The organism is Heliomicrobium modesticaldum Ice1, assembly GCF_000019165.1.
GTDB classification, from domain to species: domain Bacteria; phylum Bacillota; class Desulfitobacteriia; order Heliobacteriales; family Heliobacteriaceae; genus Heliomicrobium; species Heliomicrobium modesticaldum.
In genome coordinates, this window is record NC_010337.2 from 2,612,999 (window position 1) to 2,632,738 (window position 19,740).

At 56.6% G+C, this 19,740-nt stretch carries 15 protein-coding genes; 8 read left to right on the forward strand and 7 right to left on the reverse strand.

The window, feature by feature from the left end; translation table 11 throughout:
* Positions 1-4 precede the first annotated feature (4 nt).
* From HM1_RS12050 to HM1_RS15830, 5 genes are all read right to left on the reverse strand, one after another.
* The gene (locus HM1_RS12050) at positions 5-1,252 is read right to left on the reverse strand and encodes a YgeY family selenium metabolism-linked hydrolase (RefSeq protein ID WP_012283662.1); all 1,248 of its coding nucleotides are present in this window, start codon (positions 1,250-1,252) and stop codon (positions 5-7) included.
* A gap of 135 nt (positions 1,253-1,387) precedes the next feature.
* Positions 1,388-1,855: a xanthine dehydrogenase subunit XdhC gene (xdhC, locus tag HM1_RS12055; RefSeq protein WP_012283663.1), complete on the reverse strand. Its 468-nt coding sequence runs from the start codon at positions 1,853-1,855 to the stop codon at positions 1,388-1,390.
* The gene (gene xdhB / locus HM1_RS12060; protein ID WP_012283664.1) at positions 1,845-2,732 is read right to left on the reverse strand and encodes a xanthine dehydrogenase FAD-binding subunit XdhB; all 888 of its coding nucleotides are present in this window, start codon (positions 2,730-2,732) and stop codon (positions 1,845-1,847) included. Before xdhB ends, xdhC begins: the two co-directional genes overlap by 11 nt.
* 2 nt (positions 2,733-2,734) lie before the next feature.
* Positions 2,735-5,029 carry a xanthine dehydrogenase molybdenum-binding subunit XdhA gene (xdhA, locus tag HM1_RS12065; protein WP_012283665.1) on the reverse strand — a complete coding sequence of 765 codons (2,295 nt, stop codon included), beginning with the start codon at positions 5,027-5,029 and terminating at the stop codon, positions 2,735-2,737.
* Between the two features lie 29 nt (positions 5,030-5,058).
* Positions 5,059-5,196, reverse strand: a complete 138-nt coding sequence (locus HM1_RS15830; protein ID WP_012283666.1) for a hypothetical protein — start codon at positions 5,194-5,196, stop codon at positions 5,059-5,061.
* A gap of 367 nt (positions 5,197-5,563) precedes the next feature.
* Between HM1_RS15830 and HM1_RS12070 the strand changes: the two genes are divergently transcribed.
* The 8 genes from HM1_RS12070 (at position 5,564) to HM1_RS12105 (ending at position 17,337) form a co-directional block, all read left to right on the forward strand.
* Positions 5,564-7,186: an IS1182-like element ISHmo2 family transposase gene (locus HM1_RS12070; protein WP_012281187.1), complete on the forward strand. Its 1,623-nt coding sequence runs from the start codon at positions 5,564-5,566 to the stop codon at positions 7,184-7,186.
* A 181-nt stretch (positions 7,187-7,367) separates the two neighbouring features.
* Positions 7,368-10,622 carry a putative selenate reductase subunit YgfK gene (ygfK, locus tag HM1_RS12075; RefSeq protein ID WP_012283667.1) on the forward strand — a complete coding sequence of 1,085 codons (3,255 nt, stop codon included), beginning with the start codon at positions 7,368-7,370 and terminating at the stop codon, positions 10,620-10,622.
* A 104-nt stretch (positions 10,623-10,726) separates the two neighbouring features.
* Complete coding sequence (gene ssnA, locus HM1_RS12080; protein ID WP_012283668.1) at positions 10,727-12,058, forward strand: putative aminohydrolase SsnA; 1,332 nt, start codon at positions 10,727-10,729, stop codon at positions 12,056-12,058.
* A gap of 245 nt (positions 12,059-12,303) precedes the next feature.
* Complete coding sequence (locus HM1_RS12085; RefSeq protein ID WP_012283669.1) at positions 12,304-13,110, forward strand: hypothetical protein; 807 nt, start codon at positions 12,304-12,306, stop codon at positions 13,108-13,110.
* Positions 13,111-13,360: 250 nt separating this feature from the next.
* A complete protein-coding gene (locus HM1_RS12090; RefSeq protein ID WP_012283671.1) occupies positions 13,361-14,017 on the forward strand; it encodes an acetate uptake transporter in 657 nt (218 codons plus the stop codon).
* A gap of 233 nt (positions 14,018-14,250) precedes the next feature.
* A complete protein-coding gene (locus HM1_RS12095) occupies positions 14,251-14,553 on the forward strand; it encodes a zinc-ribbon domain containing protein (RefSeq protein ID WP_012283672.1) in 303 nt (100 codons plus the stop codon).
* A gap of 92 nt (positions 14,554-14,645) precedes the next feature.
* Positions 14,646-16,259 carry an ABC-F family ATP-binding cassette domain-containing protein gene (locus HM1_RS12100; RefSeq protein ID WP_012283673.1) on the forward strand — a complete coding sequence of 538 codons (1,614 nt, stop codon included), beginning with the start codon at positions 14,646-14,648 and terminating at the stop codon, positions 16,257-16,259.
* A 415-nt stretch (positions 16,260-16,674) separates the two neighbouring features.
* Positions 16,675-17,337 carry an acetate uptake transporter gene (locus HM1_RS12105; RefSeq protein ID WP_012283675.1) on the forward strand — a complete coding sequence of 221 codons (663 nt, stop codon included), beginning with the start codon at positions 16,675-16,677 and terminating at the stop codon, positions 17,335-17,337.
* A 175-nt stretch (positions 17,338-17,512) separates the two neighbouring features.
* On the opposite strand, the gene ltrA is transcribed toward HM1_RS12105, so the two are convergent.
* On the reverse strand, positions 17,513-18,940 hold the full coding sequence (gene ltrA / locus HM1_RS12110) for a group II intron reverse transcriptase/maturase (RefSeq protein WP_012281204.1): 1,428 nt from the start codon (positions 18,938-18,940) through the stop codon (positions 17,513-17,515).
* Positions 18,941-19,362: 422 nt separating this feature from the next.
* Entirely contained in the window at positions 19,363-19,665 is a 303-nt protein-coding gene (locus tag HM1_RS12115) for a hypothetical protein (RefSeq protein WP_012283676.1), read from the reverse strand.
* Between the last annotated feature and the right edge of the window lie 75 nt (positions 19,666-19,740).

Below are 19,740 nucleotides of genomic sequence, written 5' to 3' on the forward strand. Positions count from 1 at the left end.
CCTCCTAGTTTTTTTGGTGATGGGTCGTATCCTTCGGCATCTGTGCCGCGTACTTCGACACATAGATGGAGGGGATGACAGCGTACATGGCCGCCGCCATGACCAGTTCCTTTTTCCAGGTCCGTTCGTTGGGAGCATGGGCCTGGTCTTCGTGGCCGGGGCCGAAGCCGACGCAAGGGATGCCGTAGCGGCCCATGATAGAGACACCGTTAGTGGAAAAGGTCCACTTGTCCACGACTGGTTCAGTCCGGAAGAGCCCTTTGTAGGCGTCTTCGAGGGTGTAACAGACAGGGTGGGCGTCATCGATCAGCCAAGTCGGAAAGTAGGCCTCTGTCGGGTAAACCAATCCGGTGTAGGCTGGACGTTCATAGGTGTACATCTCGACAACAGCGCCGGCAGCCTTGACGGCGGGGAGGTTGCGGATCTGGTTGAGGGCCAGTTCGGCGTCTTCCCCAGCGGTCAGGCGACGATCGATGGAGATCCAGCAGCTATCAGCGACGGCGCAGCGCGACGGCGAGGTGTGGAAGATCTCTGAAACGGTGAGACTGCCCTTACCCAGGAAGGGATGGTCTTGCAGGTTTTCGTGGAGCGCCCGCAGTTCCTTCAGGATGTCGGCCATCTTATAGATGGCGTTGTCGCCCCGCTCCGGCGCTGAACCGTGGCAACTGACACCCTTGGTGGTCACCTTGATCTCCATGCGGCCCCGCTGGCCGCGATAGATCTTGCCGTCAGTCGGCTCGGTGATGACGACGAACTCGGGACGGAGCTTGTCTTCGTTGATGATGTACTGCCAGCAGAGGCCGTCACAGTCCTCCTCTTGGACGGAGCCGACGATGACGAGGGTGTAGTCCTCTTCCAGCCCCAGGTCTTTGATGATCTTGCCGGCGTAGACCAGGGAAACCATGCCGCCGGTCTGGTCGCTGGCGCCCCGACCGATGATGATCTCATCGTCTTCATAGCCGAGATAGGGGTCGTACTGCCAGTTTTCCAGGTTGCCGACACCGACCGTGTCGATGTGCGCATCCATGGCGATCAGGTGTTTGCCACGGCCGATATACCCCAGGATGTTGCCCATGGGGTCGATCTCGACCTTGTCAAAGCCCACCTTCTCCATCTCTTCTTTGATGCGGAGCACGACCTTCTGCTCGTTGCAACTCTCGCTGGGAATGGCGATCAGATCCCGCAAGAACCGCGACATATCCCGTTTGTACTTCTCGGCCAGTTTCAGAACCTCGGCAAACTTGTTCTCCAACAGCTGCATCTCCTTATCACCCGATTATGTATATCCACTGTCCGGGGGGACAGGAGGGACCGCCTTTGTTTAGCGAAAGCTTGCTTGCGTCTTCGTCTCCAAATGCTTTTTGCCAGCGACAGGCAAATGGATCGTTTACTTCTCTCTCATCGCCTTTTCAGCCGCGTTGATGATGTTGTGATACCCGGTGCATCGGCACATGTGTCCGGAGAGTTCCTTTTTCAGCCCCTCCCGATCGCAGTGGCATCCCTTTTCAGTAAGCGCCGTCACAGACATGACAAACCCAGGCGTGCAGAAGCCACACTGGACGGCGCCTTCCTCAACAAAGGCCTTCTGTACCTTTGTCAACTGGCCCTCCTTAGCTTCACCCTCGATGGTGCGGATCGCTTTGCCGTCCGCCCAGACGGCGAGGAAGAGGCAGGAGTCGATGGCTTCACCGTCAACCAAGACGGTGCAAGCGCCGCACTCGCCGACGCCGCAGCCTTTTTTCGTGCCCGTCAGATGGAGGCGGTTGCGCAGGACTTCCAAAAGGGATTCGCCTACTCCCACCTCAAGGGAGTGTTTCTGCCCGTTGACGGTACAGTCGATTCGCTTAGTCGCCATGGATGAGCCCCCCTGCCTGTTGAAAGGCCTTGACCAGCGCCTGTTTGCTCAGTTCCTTGGCCAGGTGAAGCCGGAATTCGCGGGAAGCCCGCCAGGAGGTGCGCGGGTTGATCTCGGCTGCTGCCGCGTTGCCGAAGGATTCCACCAATTCCAGGCTGAAGGGTTTACCTTTGACAACTCCTTCCGCCTCGGGACAGCGGATCGGCGTCGGCGCGGCCACGCCAAAAGCGAGCCTCACATCAGCGAGGATGTTGCCCCCAGCTACCTTGCAGTTGACGGAACAGCCCAGGGTAGCGATGTCCATCGCCTTGCGCATAGCATATTTGATGTAGTGGCCGCCATAACCCTCATAGCTTTCGGGCGCAATAACGATCGCCGTAAGCACCTCGGCCGGGCCCAGGTTGACTTTGCCCGGTCCCCGATAGAACTGGTGGATCGGCGTCAATCGGATTCCCTTCGGCCCCTGGATCTGGAGGATTGCATCGAGGGCAAATAGGGTCGAAGCGCTGTCGGCCGATGTGGCGCCGTTGCAAACGTTGCCGCCGATAGTGGCGACACGGCGGATCTGGGGACCGCCGACGGTGTCGACGGCTTCCGCCAGGACGGGAAGGCACTGGCGGATCAACGGGTCGGAGGCGATACGGCTGAAGGTGGCTGCCGCGCCGATGAAGAGCGTTCCGTCATCCTTCCGTTCGATGCGGGTCAACGCAGCGATATGGCGGATGCCGACCAAATGGGCCTCGGGCTGCTTGCCTTCGCGGATGCGGATCAGCACATCAGTGCCGCCGGCGATCAACCGGGCCTGGGGATTGGCCGCCAGCAGGGCCACAGCCTCGTCGACGGAGCGGGCTTCATCATATCGGGCGATGTCGAACACGGTCATCCCTCCTTTTCGATCAGCCCTTCCGCCTGAAAGCGGGCGATCAGGCGCTGGGGTGTGAGCGGCAGGTCGTTAAAGGCCACGCCGGTGGCGTCAAGGATGGCGTTGCGGATGGCCGGCGCCGGCGTGATAGTCGGCGGCTCGCCCAGGGCTTTGTTGCCGTAGGGCCCTGTCGGCTCATAGGGCTCGACGAAATGAACGCCGATCTCAGGGGTGTCGAGGGCGGTCATCAGCTTGTAGTCGAGGAGGTTATGGATGAGGGGTTTTCCCGTCTTGGGGTCAAAGAGCATCTGCTCGTAAAGGGCGTAGCCGATCCCCATGCTGACACCGCCATGGACCTGGCCGGCAGCCAACTGAGGATTGATGATCTTGCCAGAGTCGTGGACGTTGTGGATCTCCAGGACCTCGACCTTGCCCATCAACAGGTCGACCTCAACCTCGACGAAAGTGCAGCCGTAGGCAAAGGCGTTGACGCGAGCGTTGTTGGAGACATCGGCCGTAAAGGGTTGGCAATAGGCCGTGTTCGTGTGCGCGTCGAGGGCCACCTCGCCGATGGGCAGGATCCCTTCGCCGTTGTGCTTGTAGACGAGCCAGCCGTCGACGATGTCCATGGCGCCGGCCGGGATATCGGTCATACCCCAGGCATAGTCGAGGACCTTGGCCTTGATCGCTTCGGCGGCCTTGCGCACGGCCATGCCGGTGATGTAGGTCTGCCGGGAAGCGTAGGAGCCCAGATCGACAGGCGAGATGTCTGTGTCCTGTTCGGAGAGGATATGGACCATCGAGGGGGGAATGCCGACTGTCTCAGCCACCATCTGGGTGAAAACGGTGTCGCTGCCCTGGCCGATCTCGGTAGCACCCACCTGAAGCTGGACCGAACCATCTTCATTCATGACGATCCGCGCGCCAGCCACCTCAAGGCCGACGGGATGAGTGCCTGAGGCGTAGGTGAAACAGGCTACGCCGACGCCACGCCGTTTCGTCCCCTTCCGCCGGCTGGCGTCGGCTTTTTTGGCGTCCCAGCCGATGATTTCTCGGCCCTTTTGCAGGCACTCGGCCAAACCGTTGCTGAGCACCTTGACGCCGCTGATCGGATCCTGGTAACCGGTACGGATGATATTCTTCAGGCGAAAATCGACGGGGTCGATCCCCAGTTCCCGGGCCACATCGTCCATATGGCTCTCTAAAGCAAACATGACCTGAGGGATGCCGTAACCGCGCATGGCCCCGGCGGAGGGCAGGTTCGTATAGACCGAGGTGGACTGACATTTGATCGCCTGCTGGGCGTAGAGCTGGCGGTACTTGGTGCCGGCGTTGTTAGCGATGGACTGACCGTGAGAGGCGTAGGCGCCGTTGATGGAGACGATCTCCAACTCGCGCGCCAACAGGGTGCCGTCTTTTTTGACACCTGTCTTGATCTTAAAGGCGATGGGATGGCGCACCCGGGAGGCGATGAAGCTCTCTTCCCGGGTGAATTCCAGTTTGACGGGACGGCCATGGACGACGGTGGTGAGAAAAGCGACAAGCGGCTCCACGACAGCGTCCTGCTTGCCGCCGAAGCCGCCACCTATGTAGGGTTTGATCACGCGAACGCGGCCCCAGGGGATGCCGAGGGCCTGACCAACGATCCGCCGGCAGATGTGGGGGATCTGGGTGGAAGAAACAACGACGATGCGGCCGTTTTCCTCCATGTAGGCGTAGGCGCTGTAGTTCTCCATGGCGCAGTGGGCAACCATCTGGGTCGTGAAGGCGTCGGAAAAGACGCAGTCCGACTCGACGAAGGCCTGAGCCAGATCGCCTAATTCGTAACCGCCTCGCCCCAGCACGTTGCCCCTGCCGGCGTGGATCTCCGGCGCGCCCGCCTTGAGGGCTGCCTCGGCTGTCAACAGCGGTTCATACTCCTCGTATTCCACTTCAATCAAGGCCAATGCCTTTTGCGCCGTCAACTCATCGACGGCCACCACAGCGGCGATCTCATCACCGACGAGGCGAAGGCGGCGCGTCAACAGGTTGCGGTCAGCCACGTCCTGGTGAGCAGGATCCTTCGAGTAGGGATGGCCGGCCGTCGGGAAGGTGTGAGCGGGCACATCCGCATAGGTGACGACGGCGACGACGCCCGGCAGCGCCTTGGCCTTGCTGACGTCGATGCGCTTCACCCAGCCGTTGGCAATGGCGCTGCGAAAGACCTTGGCATAGAGCATGCCGGGAACAAAGTGATCGTCAACATATTTCGCGGCGCCTTTCACCTTGGCCACAGCGTCGACACGGGGGATGCTCCGGCCTACGCTTTTCATGGGCGCTCCCTCCTTCTTTGCGCTCTCTGCTACAACAACCATAAGATAGGTAGAACCAGATCGGGATCTGCGATCTCCACCTCGATCATCAAGGCCTCGGCGATCGCCTCGGCCCTTTGCTGCACCGTCTCTCCAATGTCACCCAGCCGGCACCCCGCTTCATGCAATCACGAGCACGCTGATTGATCCTATCTATTAGACTTTCAGGCCCTTTTTTCCTGCACTGGTTCTCACAATCGTCATTGAAGGTTCTTCTATTCTTCATATCTACGCATCTTCATACTTACGCAAAAACCGCGCCAAGGGATGTCTAAAAAAGAAGCTTTGTTTTTCATGAATGCCTGTCGTCAGAGTCGATGATCTTGGTATAATTTTTGCATTACATAAGATTGCTAGAGTCTGTCTAAAAACCCCCTCAAGAGAGGGCAAAAAGCAAGACGTTTTTATATGGAAATTGGTGGAATTTAAAGGGAATTCGACTCTTCGCGTCGAAGGATATAGGTACAAAGACTGTTTATAGCGAGGCGATGTACCTTGTTTCGATTCGATGTGGACCCCCAAGTTAGCTTTTACGACTTTGCAGCCCTCTGGGACCAACTTGTGCCTGCCGATTCCGTCTTTCGCCTGTTTCGTGAATTGGCGCCCCTATTAATACAACCGGAGGATTTTACAGGTCTCTATTGCCTTGACAACGGACGTCCCAGTCATGCGGCCCGGCAGATGACGATGGCCTGCATGTTACAGGAAATGCTGGGCGAAACAGACCGGGGGATGGAAGCACAGACACGTGTGAACATCGAGGTCAAGTTTGCGTTAGGAATGGCCCTCGATGAACCGGGCATTGATCACGCCAATTTTGGCGTCCACCGGCAACGGCTCATCCAAAAGGAACTTGATAAGGTCTATCTCGATCGCTTTATCCGGTTGATGTACTACCTGGGCGTTTTGACAGGGAAAGAACCTTGGATAACGGACACGACCCATGTCATAGCTCCCATCAGTGCCCCCACGACCATCGAACTGATCCGCCAAGCCATGCGCCTGTTGGTGCGTCTTTTGGCGAAGCAATACAGTGTTCCATGGCATGCAATCCCCCATGCCCCTCGGGCGGTACGTTACCTGGAAACAGTGACGGAAGTGAAAGAGCATAACCTGGACGATAAGGCCAAAATGGAACGGCTTGTTGAAGTGGTCAGCGAGGCTGACGAACTGCTGGCCTACGTGGAGTCATCGGAGGCTTCGTGGAAGAAGAAGCCCGATGTCATTCATTACGCCCTTTTGCTTTGCCGTATCCTCCGTGAACGAATCATTCGGAAAGATGATGGAACTCTTGAGATAGCCCCCGGCGGTTCTGTCAAAGATATGATAGTTTCGGCTGTAGACAGCGAAGCCCGTTTCGGTTGTAAGGGCAAGACGAAATGGCGCGGGTATAAGATGGCCATCGTCGAAGTCGGAAATTCCGGATTTATCGCCGCCGCCGAGGCCATGAAAGCCAACGACTATGACGGCTCCAGTCTGGTGCCGTTAGCGGATCAGCTTCCCACCGATTGTGTAGAAAACCCGACGATCATTGGAGATACCCACTATGGTGCGGGCGATGACCGTGTCACCCTCAAGGAAAAAGGCATTGACGTAGTGGCGCCACTTTCACCAAAGACAAAATGTGATATCCTCGCGGGCGAGGGATTTCAAGTTTCCGAAGACCAAACACAACTGATCTGCCCGAGAGGAAAAGTCATCACCACCTATTCGGAAGTGGCAGATGGGAAGAACTTCGTGCTTCGCGCCAAGGACCATGATTGCAAGCACTGCCCTCGTTACACGACCTGTTTTAAAGAAAAGAAACATCGGCGCACGATTTTTATTCACAACGCCTATGGTGTCATGCTCGAGGCGGCAAAGCACTCCCAAACGAAAATCTATAAGGAACAGATGCGTCTTCGCAGCCGCATCGAAGCCAAGCAAAATGAACTGGTCAACCGTTACGGACTGCGCCGGGTTCGCCGTATCGGAAAACGAAATCTGGCTTATGCCGCCCGGCTCAGCGCGTTAGCGGCGAACTTTCAAAAACTCAACCGTCTACGAAATGATAAGAATGCAACCATGGTGTTGGAGGTGAGTGCCTTACGCGGTGTTGCTTTCAAAAAAGCCGCATAAGGTGCAAGGGGGAGATCTGCCCTTTTTGAGGAAAATCCTCAAAAAGGGCCGGTGAGACCGATAAAAAGACTCTAGTTTTTTGCTGTTTGTATTAAAAAATCATGCTTTTGCAAGGGCTGGCTAGGGAATTTGCTTATTTTCTAGACGGCCTCTGCTACCTTTTTAACAAGGAGGGGATCCCGTGGGTGACATCATGCGACCGGTTCCGCTGAAAGAACTGGTCTACCGTGCCTTCCAGGAGTACGCAGCAGATGGTTCCGTCTTTGCGCTTCCGGAAGCACACTTTTTCCGCAAAAGCGGAGAGCAAACCCTTCGCCTCTTCGGCGAAACATGTGAGACCCCGTTGGGACCGGCGGCAGGCCCGCACACCCAACTGGCTCAGAACATCGCCACGTCCTACCTGGCCGGCAGCCGCTTCATTGAGTTAAAAACGGTTCAAGAAAAAGAACCGTCCGTAGAAAAGCCCTGCATCGACGCGGAAGATGAGGGGTTCAATACGGAGTGGTCCTCCGAATACCCCCTTGAGAAGGCCTTCGCCGAATACATCAAGGCCTGGGTGCTGCTGCACCTGCTGGAGGAGGCCTTTGAATTACGAATCGGGAAAGCGCGCTCTTTTATCTTCAACATGAGCGTCGGCTACAACCTGGCAGGGATCCAGTCGCCCCGCATGAACGCCTTCATTGACGGGCTGATGGACGCCTCCGACCATCCCCTTTTCACAGCAGCGCTCCGAGACCTGGACGATTTGCTGAGGGAAGGGAACTTTTTACAGGGCACCGGCCTGGAACATCGTCTGTCGGCGCTGCAATCCCTGCCCGAAGGCATCTCGCCTCGGATCTGCAAGTCGGTCACCCTCTCGACGATGCACGGCTGCCCGCCCGAGGAGATCGAAAAGATCTCTGTCTACATGCTGACGGAGAAAAAATTGGAGACCTATGTCAAGCTGAATCCGACGCTGCTCTCCTACCCGGTCGTCCGGAACATCTTAGATACCCTCGGCTTCGATTATGTCGCCCTCTCTCAGACGTCCTTCGACCATGACCTGCAATACAAAGACGCCATTCCCATGCTGAAGCGGTTGCAGAAGCTGGCGGCCAGCCGAGGGCGCTTCTTCGGTGTCAAACTGACGAACACCCTCGGCACCGTCAACTTCAAGGGTCGCCTGCCCGGCGGCGAGATGTACCTGTCCGGCCGTGCCCTCTTCCCGATCTCGATCCATCTCGCCGCCAAAATCTGCAACGACTTTGCCGGGGAACTGCCTATCTCCTTCTCGGCAGGGATCAGTGAACATAACGTGGCCGAGGTCTTCGCCACCGGCATCCGGCCGATTACAGTGGCAACAGAGTTGCTGAAACCGGGCGGCCATGCCCGCATGGCGGCCATGGCTGTCCAGCTCGAAGCCATCGATGACTGGGAACTGACCAAGATCGACCCGGCCAAGGTCGCAGCTCTGGCGGCCAAGGTCTTGGAGGTCGATTACTCCAAAAAGCGTTTCCGCAGCGGCGCCAAGGCGTCCATCGCCTCCGAACTGCCTCTTTTCGACTGCGCCGAAGCGCCCTGCCAGGCGGCTTGCCCCATCCACCAGGATGTTCCCGCCTATATCCGCCTCGTCGGCCAGCAACGCTACGCCGAGGCGTTGGCGCTGATCTATGCGAAGAACCCATTACCGTCGATCACCAGCCATATCTGCGACCATGCCTGCCAGTATCACTGCACCCGCCTCGATTATGAAGGCTCTGTGCTGATCCGGGAAATGAAGCGAATCGCTGTGAAAAAAGGCTTCAGTGAATATAAAGAAAAGTGGATTCTTCCAGTAAAGAGGCATACAGCCAAGGTAGCCATCATGGGTGCCGGCCCCGCCGGTTTGGCCTCAGCCTACTTCCTGGCCAGAGAAGGCTTCGCTGTGACCGTCTTTGAACGACGCGAATCAGCCGGCGGCACCGTCCGCCACATCATCCCGCGCTTTCGCATCAGTGACGAGGTGATCGACGCCGATGTCCGCTTCATCGAGGAACAGGGCGTGAAGTTTGTCTTCAACGCCTCGCCTGATCTGACGCCGGCTGCGCTGCAATCGATGGGCTACGCCTATGTCGTCGTCGCCGTCGGCGCGGGAGCGGAAAAGGATTTCCCCATCGCCGGGTTGTCCGGCTTCGATTCCGCCAATAGCGATAATGCCGTCGGTTCTATCGATTCCGTAGAAGCCCAAGCGGTCAGAGCCGTCGCTGGTGCCGGTGCGAAGGCCGAGCAAAAAACTGCCCTTCCCCGCATGATGTCGGCCCTCTCCTTCTTAGAACATTTCAACCGCAATCCGGCATCCCTCCGCCTCGGCAAACAGGTGGCTGTCGTAGGCGCGGGCAATACGGCCATGGACGCCGCCCGCACGGCCCTAAGGCTCCCCGGTGTAGAAAAGGTTACCGTCATCTACCGGCGAACGGAAAAAGAGATGCCGGCCTACCGGGAAGAGTACGAACTCGCCCTGGCCGACGGCGTCGAATTTCTTTTTTTGATGAACCCTGAAGGCGTTGACGGCGACGGCAATCTCCTCTGCCGAGTGATGCGACTCGGCGCGCCTGACGCCAGCGGACGCCGCCGCCCTGAAAAAACGTACGAGGTAAAGGCGCTGCCGATAGATACGCTGATCACCGCCATCGGCGAAACAATCGATATGGAACTCCTCGCCAAGTTGGGCCTGGCGCAAGGAAAAACGGCAGAGCCGCAGACGAATAAGTCCACCTGCGCCACCTCGCTGCCCGGTGTTTATCTTGTAGGCGACGCCTCACACGGACCCTCCTCCGTTGTCAAGTGCATCGCTGACGGGCGCAGAGCTTCTGACGCCATCTGCCGGGCAGAGGACCCTGCCTGGAAACGGGCATCCTTTATCTTCGGCCCTGCCGATGAAGATACGGTCAAAGCGATCACCGCTAAAAAAGGAGGCCTCATCGCCCAATCAGACGTGCCGGCCGAGGCTGGATCTGAGGTGGACCAAAACGTCGGCGCCAGGGAGTTCCGTCGCTGTCTCGAATGTAGCAGCGTCTGCAACAAGTGTGTCGAGGTCTGTCCGAACCGGGCCAACATCGCAGTGCCGGTGGAAGGCGCGGCAACGGGATTCCGCAACCGCTTCCAGATCGTCCACCTGGACGCCTACTGCAATGAATGCGGAAACTGCGCCACCTTCTGCCCTTGGGACGGCCGGCCCTATAGAGACAAGCCGACCCTCTTCAGCCTGCGGCAGGACTTCGAGGCCAGCCGAAACCCCGGCTTTTTCGTAGAAAACGATACCGTCTATGTACGGGTGAGAGACGTTATGCGCACTTTCCCCTTGGTTGACGGCAGCTTCCAAGTCGATGACGGCGACGCCGCGCTAACCCGCATGGAAGTGATTTTTGCGGTCCTCTATGGCAAACGCCCCTCCCTCTTTGGACGCGTAATCGAATAGTCATTGCGCAGATCTGGCAAAGGCCTGTAGTCGTTATTTACGACAGAATAATCAACACACTGAACATGCAACGCCAAAGTGAGGATCAAAGGAGGCACAGACCCGTGATCCTACTCAAAAACGCCACCATTGTCGAGTTCCAACCGCCGAGCGTACGAACGGGTATGGACATATACATCTACGGAACAGAGATCATGGCCGTCGGCGCCGATCTCTCAGGGACTTATGACGCCGAACGGGTCCTCGATCTCAAAGGCGCTCTCGTCATGCCCGGCATCGTCTGCAGCCACAACCACTTTTACTCGGGCCTGTCCCGGGGAATTCTGGCCCGCATCAAGCCGAGCCCTGACTTCATCTCGGTATTGAAAAACCTCTGGTGGCGTCTCGACCGGGCTATCGATGAGGAGATCCTCTACTACAGCGGCCTCATCTGCTCCCTGGAGGCCATCCGTTGTGGGACGACGGCCGTCATCGACCACCATGCCTCACCGAACTTCATCGGCGGTTCCCTCTCCGTGCTCAAAGCAGCTTTCGAAGAAGTGGGCCTCCGGGGAATCACCTGCTATGAGACGACCGACCGCAACGGCGGACTCAAAGAGGTGGAAGCCGCCGTCGAAGAGAACGTCGCCTTCGCCAAAGGCTGTGAAAAAGACCGGCAGATGGGGAACGGCCACTACCTGGTCGAAGCTATGATCGGCGGCCACGCGCCGGTGACGATGCCCGACGAAGCGCTCCGGCTGATGGCCGAGGCAGTCAAAGAGACCAGCCGCGGCATTCACGTCCATGTGGCTGAGGATCGTTATGACGTGTCTCACTCACACCACCGCTACGGAAAAGACATCATCGCCCGCCTGCACGATTTCGGCCTGATCAATGACAAGGCGCTCCTCGTCCACGGCGTCCACCTCTCTGACGACGATGTGCGCCTGATCAACGAAAAAAACGCCTACCTGGTCCATAACGCCCGTTCCAACATGAACAACAACGTAGGCTACAACCACAAGATCCCACAGTACCAAAACCTCGCCCTCGGCACTGACGGCATCGGCAGCGACATGTTTGAGGAATTCAAATTCGCCTTTTTCAAACACCGTGACGCCGGCGGCTGCCTCTGGCCAGACCGCTTCCTCAAGTTTCTCTACAACGGCAACGACCTGCTTGAGCGCTATTTTGGCGCCCGCTTCGGCAAGGTGGAAAAGGGGTATAAGGCTGACCTGACCATTGTGGATTATGAATCCCCCACCCCGCTCGTTACCGATAATATCGCCGGACACATCGCCTTCGGCATGGATTCGAAGGATGTGAAGACAGTCATCGTCAACGGCAAGATCGTCTTAGAAAACCGGGAGTTCCTGAAGGATATTCAACCAATCTACGAGAAAGCCAAGAGAGCAGCCACTCGGCTCTGGGCACGAATGGACAGCTTAACCGATTGACAAGGAAGCTGATTCCAATAAACGAAAAATTCCGTCTATTTTTGGAGACTGAAAGCCTGCTATAGACCGCGCTGAGGGCGCGGTTTTTTTATTTATCATCCTTTTTTCCCAAGCAGTCCCTTGGCACCCTTGCTATTTTGTGACTAAAATAATTTATTGATATATTGAACCCAAGACAGGACTTTCTACAATCTCGTCAAATCTCTTATACAATCATTAAATTTAGCTTCGGCAGGTGATGGTGGATGGGCCTGTTTCCATGGAACAACTACTGGGAAATTGCCATTTGGTACGCCCTCTTCGCTGGAGTCTGGCACTACAGCGATCTGCTGGCAGGCAAATTGGTGGAGCAGGGATTCCTGCGACAAAGCATTGTCTGGGTACGGTTCTCTGCGCTCTGTGTCGGCGTAGGTTTCTTCCCTATTGCCTACCTGGGCTCGGAACTGTTGCTGACCCAAGCCGTTCCCAACGCCATCGCCCGAGCAAACGGCTGGATAACCTCGGCAACCTCCATGGCTTTCATCGTCACACTGCTCTATGCCATGGGCCGCTACGCCACACTGCGGCGGGACATTCTCTTCACGAAATTTTTGACCGAGTGGGCCTTCGACTACGGCCATCTGCTGAGCGAGCGGACTTGGAACGGTCACTCCCTCAGCGAACTGCGCAACCTGAACCAGCAACTGGGCATCGGTCGTATCGTCATCGCGACACTTAACGCTGACGGCATCGTCACCTCCCTGGCCGTACGCCGGGCGGGTTGGCTGTTTATCAACGACCACGAATTATTCGCCATCAACTACTGGCTGCGCACAGAAGGCGGGCCCGACGTGGCTATTTGGTACACCGCCGATGAGGAACGCAATCCCCTCGAGGCGGAATACGAGGAGACGCAACGCCTTGTCGGCAGACTGTCCCAAAACCGGACAGATACCCGCTACGTGCTCTTTCACAACGGTCGCCAGATGCAGTGCCTGTATGTTTCCCCATCGGTCACATCAACGCTAGGGGATCAATTGACCGGTCTGGAGGCAGAGTCATCGGGTCTGTAACAACTATCGCAATACGGAAACGAATAAACGGCTAGGTTCTGCTTCACCTTTTGACAGAACTGTTCGCTTTCAAGGCACCTGTTCGCCGGAAAGAGTCGAGACGACTCCCTTCTTTTTGAGTTTCGGGAAGCCGTCTCGACCTTTATACCGCCTGCGGTCCAACACCCCCTTGTCTTGCGCCCCTTTTTCCTTTACAATCAAGCAAGCGTTAGTTCTCACGAATAACAAGAATCCAGACAGGAGGCTCACCATGTCCACCGAAACCAAGCACGTTGAAACGAAAATCACCGTTGCCGACCCGACTGCCCTTGGCGTCTTCGGCCTCGCCATGGTCACCTTTGTGGCCTCGACGCAGAAGCTGGGCTGGACCAGCGGCGTCTCTGCTCTCGTTCCCTGGGCCCTCTTCCTCGGCGCCTTGGCCCAAGTGATCGCCGGCATCTTTGACTTCAAAAAGAACAACTACTTCGGCGCTACTGTCCTCACCGCTTACGGCCTCTTCTGGTTCTCTGTCGCCATGTCCTGGGCGATCACCCTAGGCTGGCTGGGTCCCGAATTCAAGGCTGCCTTCAGCAGCGTCCAACTCGGTTGGGGCTTTTTGGGTTACTTCATCTTCTCCCTCTTTATCATGATCGCTTCTTTTGAAACCAACAAAGTCTTCGCCGCCATCCTGGTGTTGATCAATGTGTTGCTCCTCTCCCTGGCCCTGACGGCCTTCCAGGTGATCGACCTCCACGCCGTAGCCGGCTGGTCCGAATTTGCCATCTCCATCCTCGGTTTTTACGCCGCCGGTGCCTTCTTCCTCAACAACTTCTTCGGTCGAACCATCCTCCCCCTCGGCGCCCCCTTGGGCTTGATCAAAAAAGGTCCCGCCAATGTGAAGGTCATCAACAACCGCCGCCCTGCTTAAAGACGAAAGGAGCACGCCCGGTTTTTGCCGGGCATACATGATTAGAAATTTTTGTAACCTCAAGCCTCAAATTTCTTTGTTGTGTTTTTTTCCGTTTTCAGGTTATACTAGAAACTGCTCGTAACCATCAGGAGCAGACGATATCCCCTTCCTCGATAGCCTCCGGCTCGGGAAGTCAAGGAGTTCTGTCGCTTCCCTCGCGCCGGGCAAAAATTATCGAGGAGGATTTTCTCATGTTTCAAGACAAGTACCTGACCTGCAAAGACTGCGGCTCCGAATTCGCTTTCACTGCGTCGGAACAAGAGTTCTTCGCTGAAAAAGGCTTCACCAACGAACCTGGCCGTTGCTCTCCCTGCCGCGCCACCCGTCGTGGCCAGCGCAACAACAGCGGTGGTTTCGGCCATCGTGAAGAGCGCCAGATGTTCCCCGCCGTCTGCTCCAGCTGCGGCGTCGAAACCACTGTCCCCTTCCAGCCCCGCGGCGACAAGCCGGTTTACTGCCGGGACTGCTTCAGCACCCGCCGTTCCAACTGGTAAGCCATCGGCACACAGCAACTCCCCAGGCTTTGCCTGGGGAGTTTTTTGCGGTGTACCCCCCCCCAAATCCACAAAAAGGTTAGGTGTCCAAAATGATCAGCACACAGAACCTCACGTTGCGTTTCGGCAAGCGCGTCTTGTTCGAAGACGTCAACATCAAATTTACGCCTGGCAACACCTACGGCCTCATCGGGGCTAACGGCGCCGGCAAGTCCACCTTCCTGAAAATCCTCTCCGGCGAGATCGAACCGTCGAGCGGCGAAGTGGTCGTCACCCCCGGCGAGCGTATCGCCGTGCTGAAACAGAACCACTTCGAGTTTGACGAATATGATGTCATCAAGACGGTGATCATGGGCCATGCCCGCCTCTATCAGGTGATGGAGGAGAAAGACGCCATCTACGCCAAGGCCGATTTCACCGAGGAAGATGGGATGCGCGCCGCCGAACTGGAAGGCGAGTTCGCCGAGTTGAACGGTTGGGACGCCGAATCGGAAGCAGCCAACCTGCTGACTGGTCTGGGCGTTCCGAACGCACTGCACAACAGACAGATGAAGGAGCTGGAAACCAACGTCAAAGTGCGGGTTCTCCTGGCCCAGGCGCTCTTCGGGAACCCTCATATCCTGCTCCTTGACGAACCAACTAACCACCTGGACCTAGACTCCATCAGCTGGCTGGAGAACTTCCTAGCTGATTATAAGGGCATCGTCATCGTCGTCTCCCACGACCGCCACTTCTTGAACCAGGTCTGCACCCACATCGCCGATATCGATTTCGGTAAGATCCAACTCTATGTGGGCAACTATGACTTCTGGTACGAGTCGAGCCAGTTGGCCCTACAGATGGCTCGCAACGCCAACAAGAAAAAAGAAGAGAAGATCAAAGAGCTGGAGCAGTTCATCCGCCGCTTCAGCGCTAACGCCTCCAAGTCCAAACAGGCCACGTCGCGGAAAAAGCTGCTCGACAAGATCACCCTCGATGACATCAAGCCGTCCAATCGCAAGTACCCCTATATTGTCTTCAAACCGGATCGGGAAGCGGGAAACGACCTGCTCACCGTCTCGGGCCTTACGAAGACGATCGACGGCGAAAAAGTCCTCAACAACGTCTCCTTCACTGTCAACAAGGGAGACAAAATCGCCTTCGTCGGTTCCAACGGTCTTGCCAAGACTACCCTCTTCCAGATCCTCATGGGCGAGTTGGAAGCTGACAGCGGTGAGTTCAAGTGGGGCATCACCACTTCCCAAGCCTACTTCCCCAAGGACAATTCGGCCTACTTCACCAACGGCGATCTGAACCTGATCGACTGGCTGCGCCAGTACGCCAAGGATCAGGATGAAGGATTTGTCCGGGGCTTCCTCGGCCGCATGCTCTTCTCCGGCGACGAGACACTGAAAAAAGTTTCTGTCCTCTCCGGCGGCGAGAAGGTGCGTTGTATGCTCTCCCGGATGATGCTCAGCGGCGCCAACGTCCTGATCATGGACGAGCCGACGAACCATCTGGATCTGGAGTCGATCACCGCCTTGAACAACGGCCTGATCAGCTTCGATGGGACCTTGCTCTTCGTCTCCCAGGATCATCAGTTCACCCAGACCATCGCCAACCGCATCATCGAACTGACCCCTGATGGCCTCATCGACAAACTGATGACCTTCGACGAATACCTGGAGTACCAGGCGTCGCTGAAAGAAGTCCAAGGGGCTGTATAGGGTTTTCCGGTAAAGAGTAATACAGAGCACGCTGTAATAGGCGCTGTGAATTTAAAAAACGCCGCTCTAAGGTCTGTGGCCTGAAAGCGGTCTTTTTTTTTTGCCTGTACACTGCATTTTACTGCTGAGAGGCCTGGCGAACTTGTTTTGCAGTGATGGGTCGTCCTGAACCGCTTTGGACACCTCAGCAGCTAAACAACAATGATGCGCTAAAATGTTTGCAAATTTGCGCAATTCAGACTTGTCTTTTTTCGGGATACCGACTAAAATGGGATGTGCTTGCAACAAAAGGAGGTCGAAAAAACCCGCAGAAAAAGAATAGACAGGTTTATCTCAGGAGTATCGCAGTTGTCCTCTAAAAAATCAGAAAATTTTCTCAATACGGAATTTTTGTAGTTTTTAGGAGGCGAATCCATTGTCGAACGAAGCGAAATCCATTGAAACAAAAATTACTGTGGCCGACCCGACCGCCCTTGGCGTCTTCGGCCTCGCCATGGTCACACTGGTCGCATCGAGCCAGAAACTGGGCTGGACCACCGGCGTCTCCGGCATCTTCCCCTGGGCCATCTTCCTTGGCGCCCTGGCCCAGTTTATCGCCGGCATGTATGACTTCAAAAAGAACAACTACTTCGGCGCCATCGTCTTGACATCCTATGGGTTGTTCTGGTTTGGCGTCGCCACGTCCTGGGCGATCACCCTCGGTTGGATGGGTCCCGAGTTCAAAGCTTCCTTCAGCGGTGTCCAACTCGGCTGGGCTTTCCTCGGCTACGGCATCTTCTCATTCTTCATCATGATCGCTTCTTTTGAGACCAACAAGGTCTTTGCAGCGATTTTGGTGCTGATCAACCTGTTGCTCGCTTCGCTCGCCTTGACGGCCTTCCAGGTTGTCGACCTTCACCTGGTCGCCGGCTGGTCTGAATTCGCGATCTCCATGCTCGGTTTTTACGGCTGCGGCGCTATCTTCCTGAATACCTTTTTTGGACGCACCGTTCTTCCCCTTGGCGCTCCCCTCGGGCTGATCCGAAAAGGACCGTCGATCACCGAAGCTAACCGGCAAAAAACGCGCCAGGCCAGTTAACAGGACTCTGGATCGGGCGCATCTCTTCCCCACTTCCGACCAAAGCTGCTTATTTTTTCTCCGGCGGTGAGATGGGGGCGGCCTTAATACCTACGAACGGCGATAATCGAGTAGGAGGGGGTGATTAACCCCCGTCCTCTCACACCACCGTACGTACCGTTCGGTATACGGCGGTTCATGCTGGTTGACGATGAGATTGGTATGTTTCGACTAAACTGACTAAGCCCTGTTCCCGCCAGTAGGCGAGGCCAAGGGCTTTATTCATTTGCGGGGTCAAGGACAGACGCCAATATCCTTTTCGTGAGCCGCTGATGTTGCATGCCCATTCCTCCGGGATCCCCAACGCCACTAAGTTTCGTCTTCGTGTCTTCGGGCGCTTCCATTGCTTGAGCAGGCACATCCGCAGTCGTCGGCGAAGCCACTCATCCAACTCTTTAAGTACGCTTGGCGTGTCAATGAGTCGAAAGTAGCCCATCCAGCCTTTCAGGTATTGGTTGAGGGTGACCAGTCGGTCCTCCATCGCAATGCTTCGGTTCCGCCCAGTGAACTGGCGGATCTTCTCTTTCACCCGTTTCACCGTTTGGGGGGCGAGCCGAATCTTTGCTGCCTTATGCCACGTAAATGAAAACCCCAGAAACTTTCGGTTCCAGGGTCGGTCGACTGCGCTTTTCTCCCAGTTGACCTGCAGTTTTAACCGCCCCTCCAGAAACTTTGCCATACCCTCCATCACTCGTTGCCCTGCCCGTCGACTGCGGACGTAGACGTTACAGTCGTCGGCGTACCGGCAGAAGCGATGTCCCCGGCTTTCCAGTGCCTTATCCAAATCATCCAGGATGATGTTCGCCAGCAAAGGGCTGAGTGGACCTCCCTGGGGTGTTCCTTCCTCGCTCTTCACACGAATCCCGTTGAGCATGACCCCGGCCTTGAGGTATTCTCGGATCAACTTCAAGATTCGTTTGTCCTTCACCTTGCGCGCTACGCGCGCCATGAGAATGTCGTGATTGACGCGATCAAAGAACTGGGCCAGGTCCATGTCAACCACCCATCGGTAGCCGTCGGCGATGTATTCCTTCGCTTTCTTCACCGCTTGGTGCGCACTCTTTCCCGGACGAAATCCGTAGCTGTTCGTGGAAAAGTCAGGGTCGAAGATCGGCATCAGGATCTGGTTCAGGGCCTGTTGGATCAGTCGATCGACGACAGTGGGAATGCCCAGCTTCCGTGTTCCGCCTTGGGGTTTGGGAATTTCAACCCGCCGGACCGGTTGCGGTCGATAGGTCCCCTCCAACAATTCCTGTTTAATGCGCGACCATTCCTCTTTTAGGTACGGGCGCAGGGATTCTAGCCCCATACCGTCGATTCCGGCCGCGCCTTTGTTGGCCATGACTCGCTTATACGCTTCCGTCATGTTCCCTCGTTCGACGACTTTCTCCATCAGATCATACGTCTCTTCGCGGGGTTGCTTCGCTTCTTGTGCCGGTAACGCGCTCGGCACTCCACCGGTCCCCTGCGGATTCACCGCTTCCTCCCGTTGGCAGTTCCCTTTCGGGATATTCGGCTGTCTCTGCGCGTCACGCGAACGCATCGTCGCTTCCCCTTCCATCATGTTCGGTCCTTCATCTGGCCGGACGTCGGGCCAGCCTACTATGACCTCTGCTGACTCCTGCCGGTTCAGCCACGCCTTTCGGCGTGGTTTCCCAAGTTACTTGGTCCCCCGGCAGGCCTCCCCGGGTAAGAACGTTGCCTTTCCCTCCATCTACCCGCCCCATTTACTCTCGGCAGCCTTCGGTGACAAGGACTTCGCTTTGTTCGGCAAGCTCATCCAACTGCCGCTAGCCTCACCTGGGGTTCGTGGTCCTCGGGCCGGAGGTTTGCCGCTGGCTTCCTTCAGATTCCGCCTCGCGGCGGACACCCTTGCCTTAAGCTAACGCCTACTGCCACCTTCGGCGTTCGGGACTTCCACCCTAGAGACAACGCCCATGCCGGGCGCACCGAGAGTAACCCCGGGACAGGAGCCCGGGTTTTTTTTTAGCGAATTGCCAAGTTGGCTGGACCGTCCTTTTCTCGCTTCTTCATGGGCAACAGGCCGATATAAGCGCCGACGAGGAGACAGCGAAGCGTCAACAAGGTCAATTTGGGCAGCAACGGCGCGAACACAAAGGTGGTCGCCCACAAGGCGACAAAGATGAAAAAGAGCAGCCCTGCCTGTGTCTGCCAGCCGCTCCGGCGTTTAAGAGCATGGGCGACAGCGGCGGCGGAAAACGAGGCGGCTCCATAAAAAACCATTCCGGCGAAGAGATTCGTCTCGATCAGCGTGACCAACATCTCCATATTCGTTGACCTCCCCAGATTAATCTTTCCGAAAAGGAGCCCGGCTCCAACCTATCGGGCGGGAGCCGGGTCCAA

What these genes read in the sequence shown, in the direction of transcription:
- xdhC (WP_012283663.1), bottom strand. Translation starts at nt 1,855, where the DNA reads ATGGCGACTAAGCGAATCGACTGTACCGTCAACGGGCAGAAACACTCC.
- HM1_RS12115 (WP_012283676.1), bottom strand. Translation starts at nt 19,665, where the DNA reads ATGGAGATGTTGGTCACGCTGATCGAGACGAATCTCTTCGCCGGAATG.
- HM1_RS12090 (WP_012283671.1), top strand. Translation starts at nt 13,361, where the DNA reads ATGTCCACCGAAACCAAGCACGTTGAAACGAAAATCACCGTTGCCGAC.
- HM1_RS12085 (WP_012283669.1), top strand. Translation starts at nt 12,304, where the DNA reads ATGGGCCTGTTTCCATGGAACAACTACTGGGAAATTGCCATTTGGTAC.
- HM1_RS12100 (WP_012283673.1), top strand. Translation starts at nt 14,646, where the DNA reads ATGATCAGCACACAGAACCTCACGTTGCGTTTCGGCAAGCGCGTCTTG.
- HM1_RS12095 (WP_012283672.1), top strand. Translation starts at nt 14,251, where the DNA reads ATGTTTCAAGACAAGTACCTGACCTGCAAAGACTGCGGCTCCGAATTC.
- xdhA (WP_012283665.1), bottom strand. Translation starts at nt 5,029, where the DNA reads ATGAAAAGCGTAGGCCGGAGCATCCCCCGTGTCGACGCTGTGGCCAAG.
- ltrA (WP_012281204.1), bottom strand. Translation starts at nt 18,940, where the DNA reads ATGATGGAAGGGGAAGCGACGATGCGTTCGCGTGACGCGCAGAGACAG.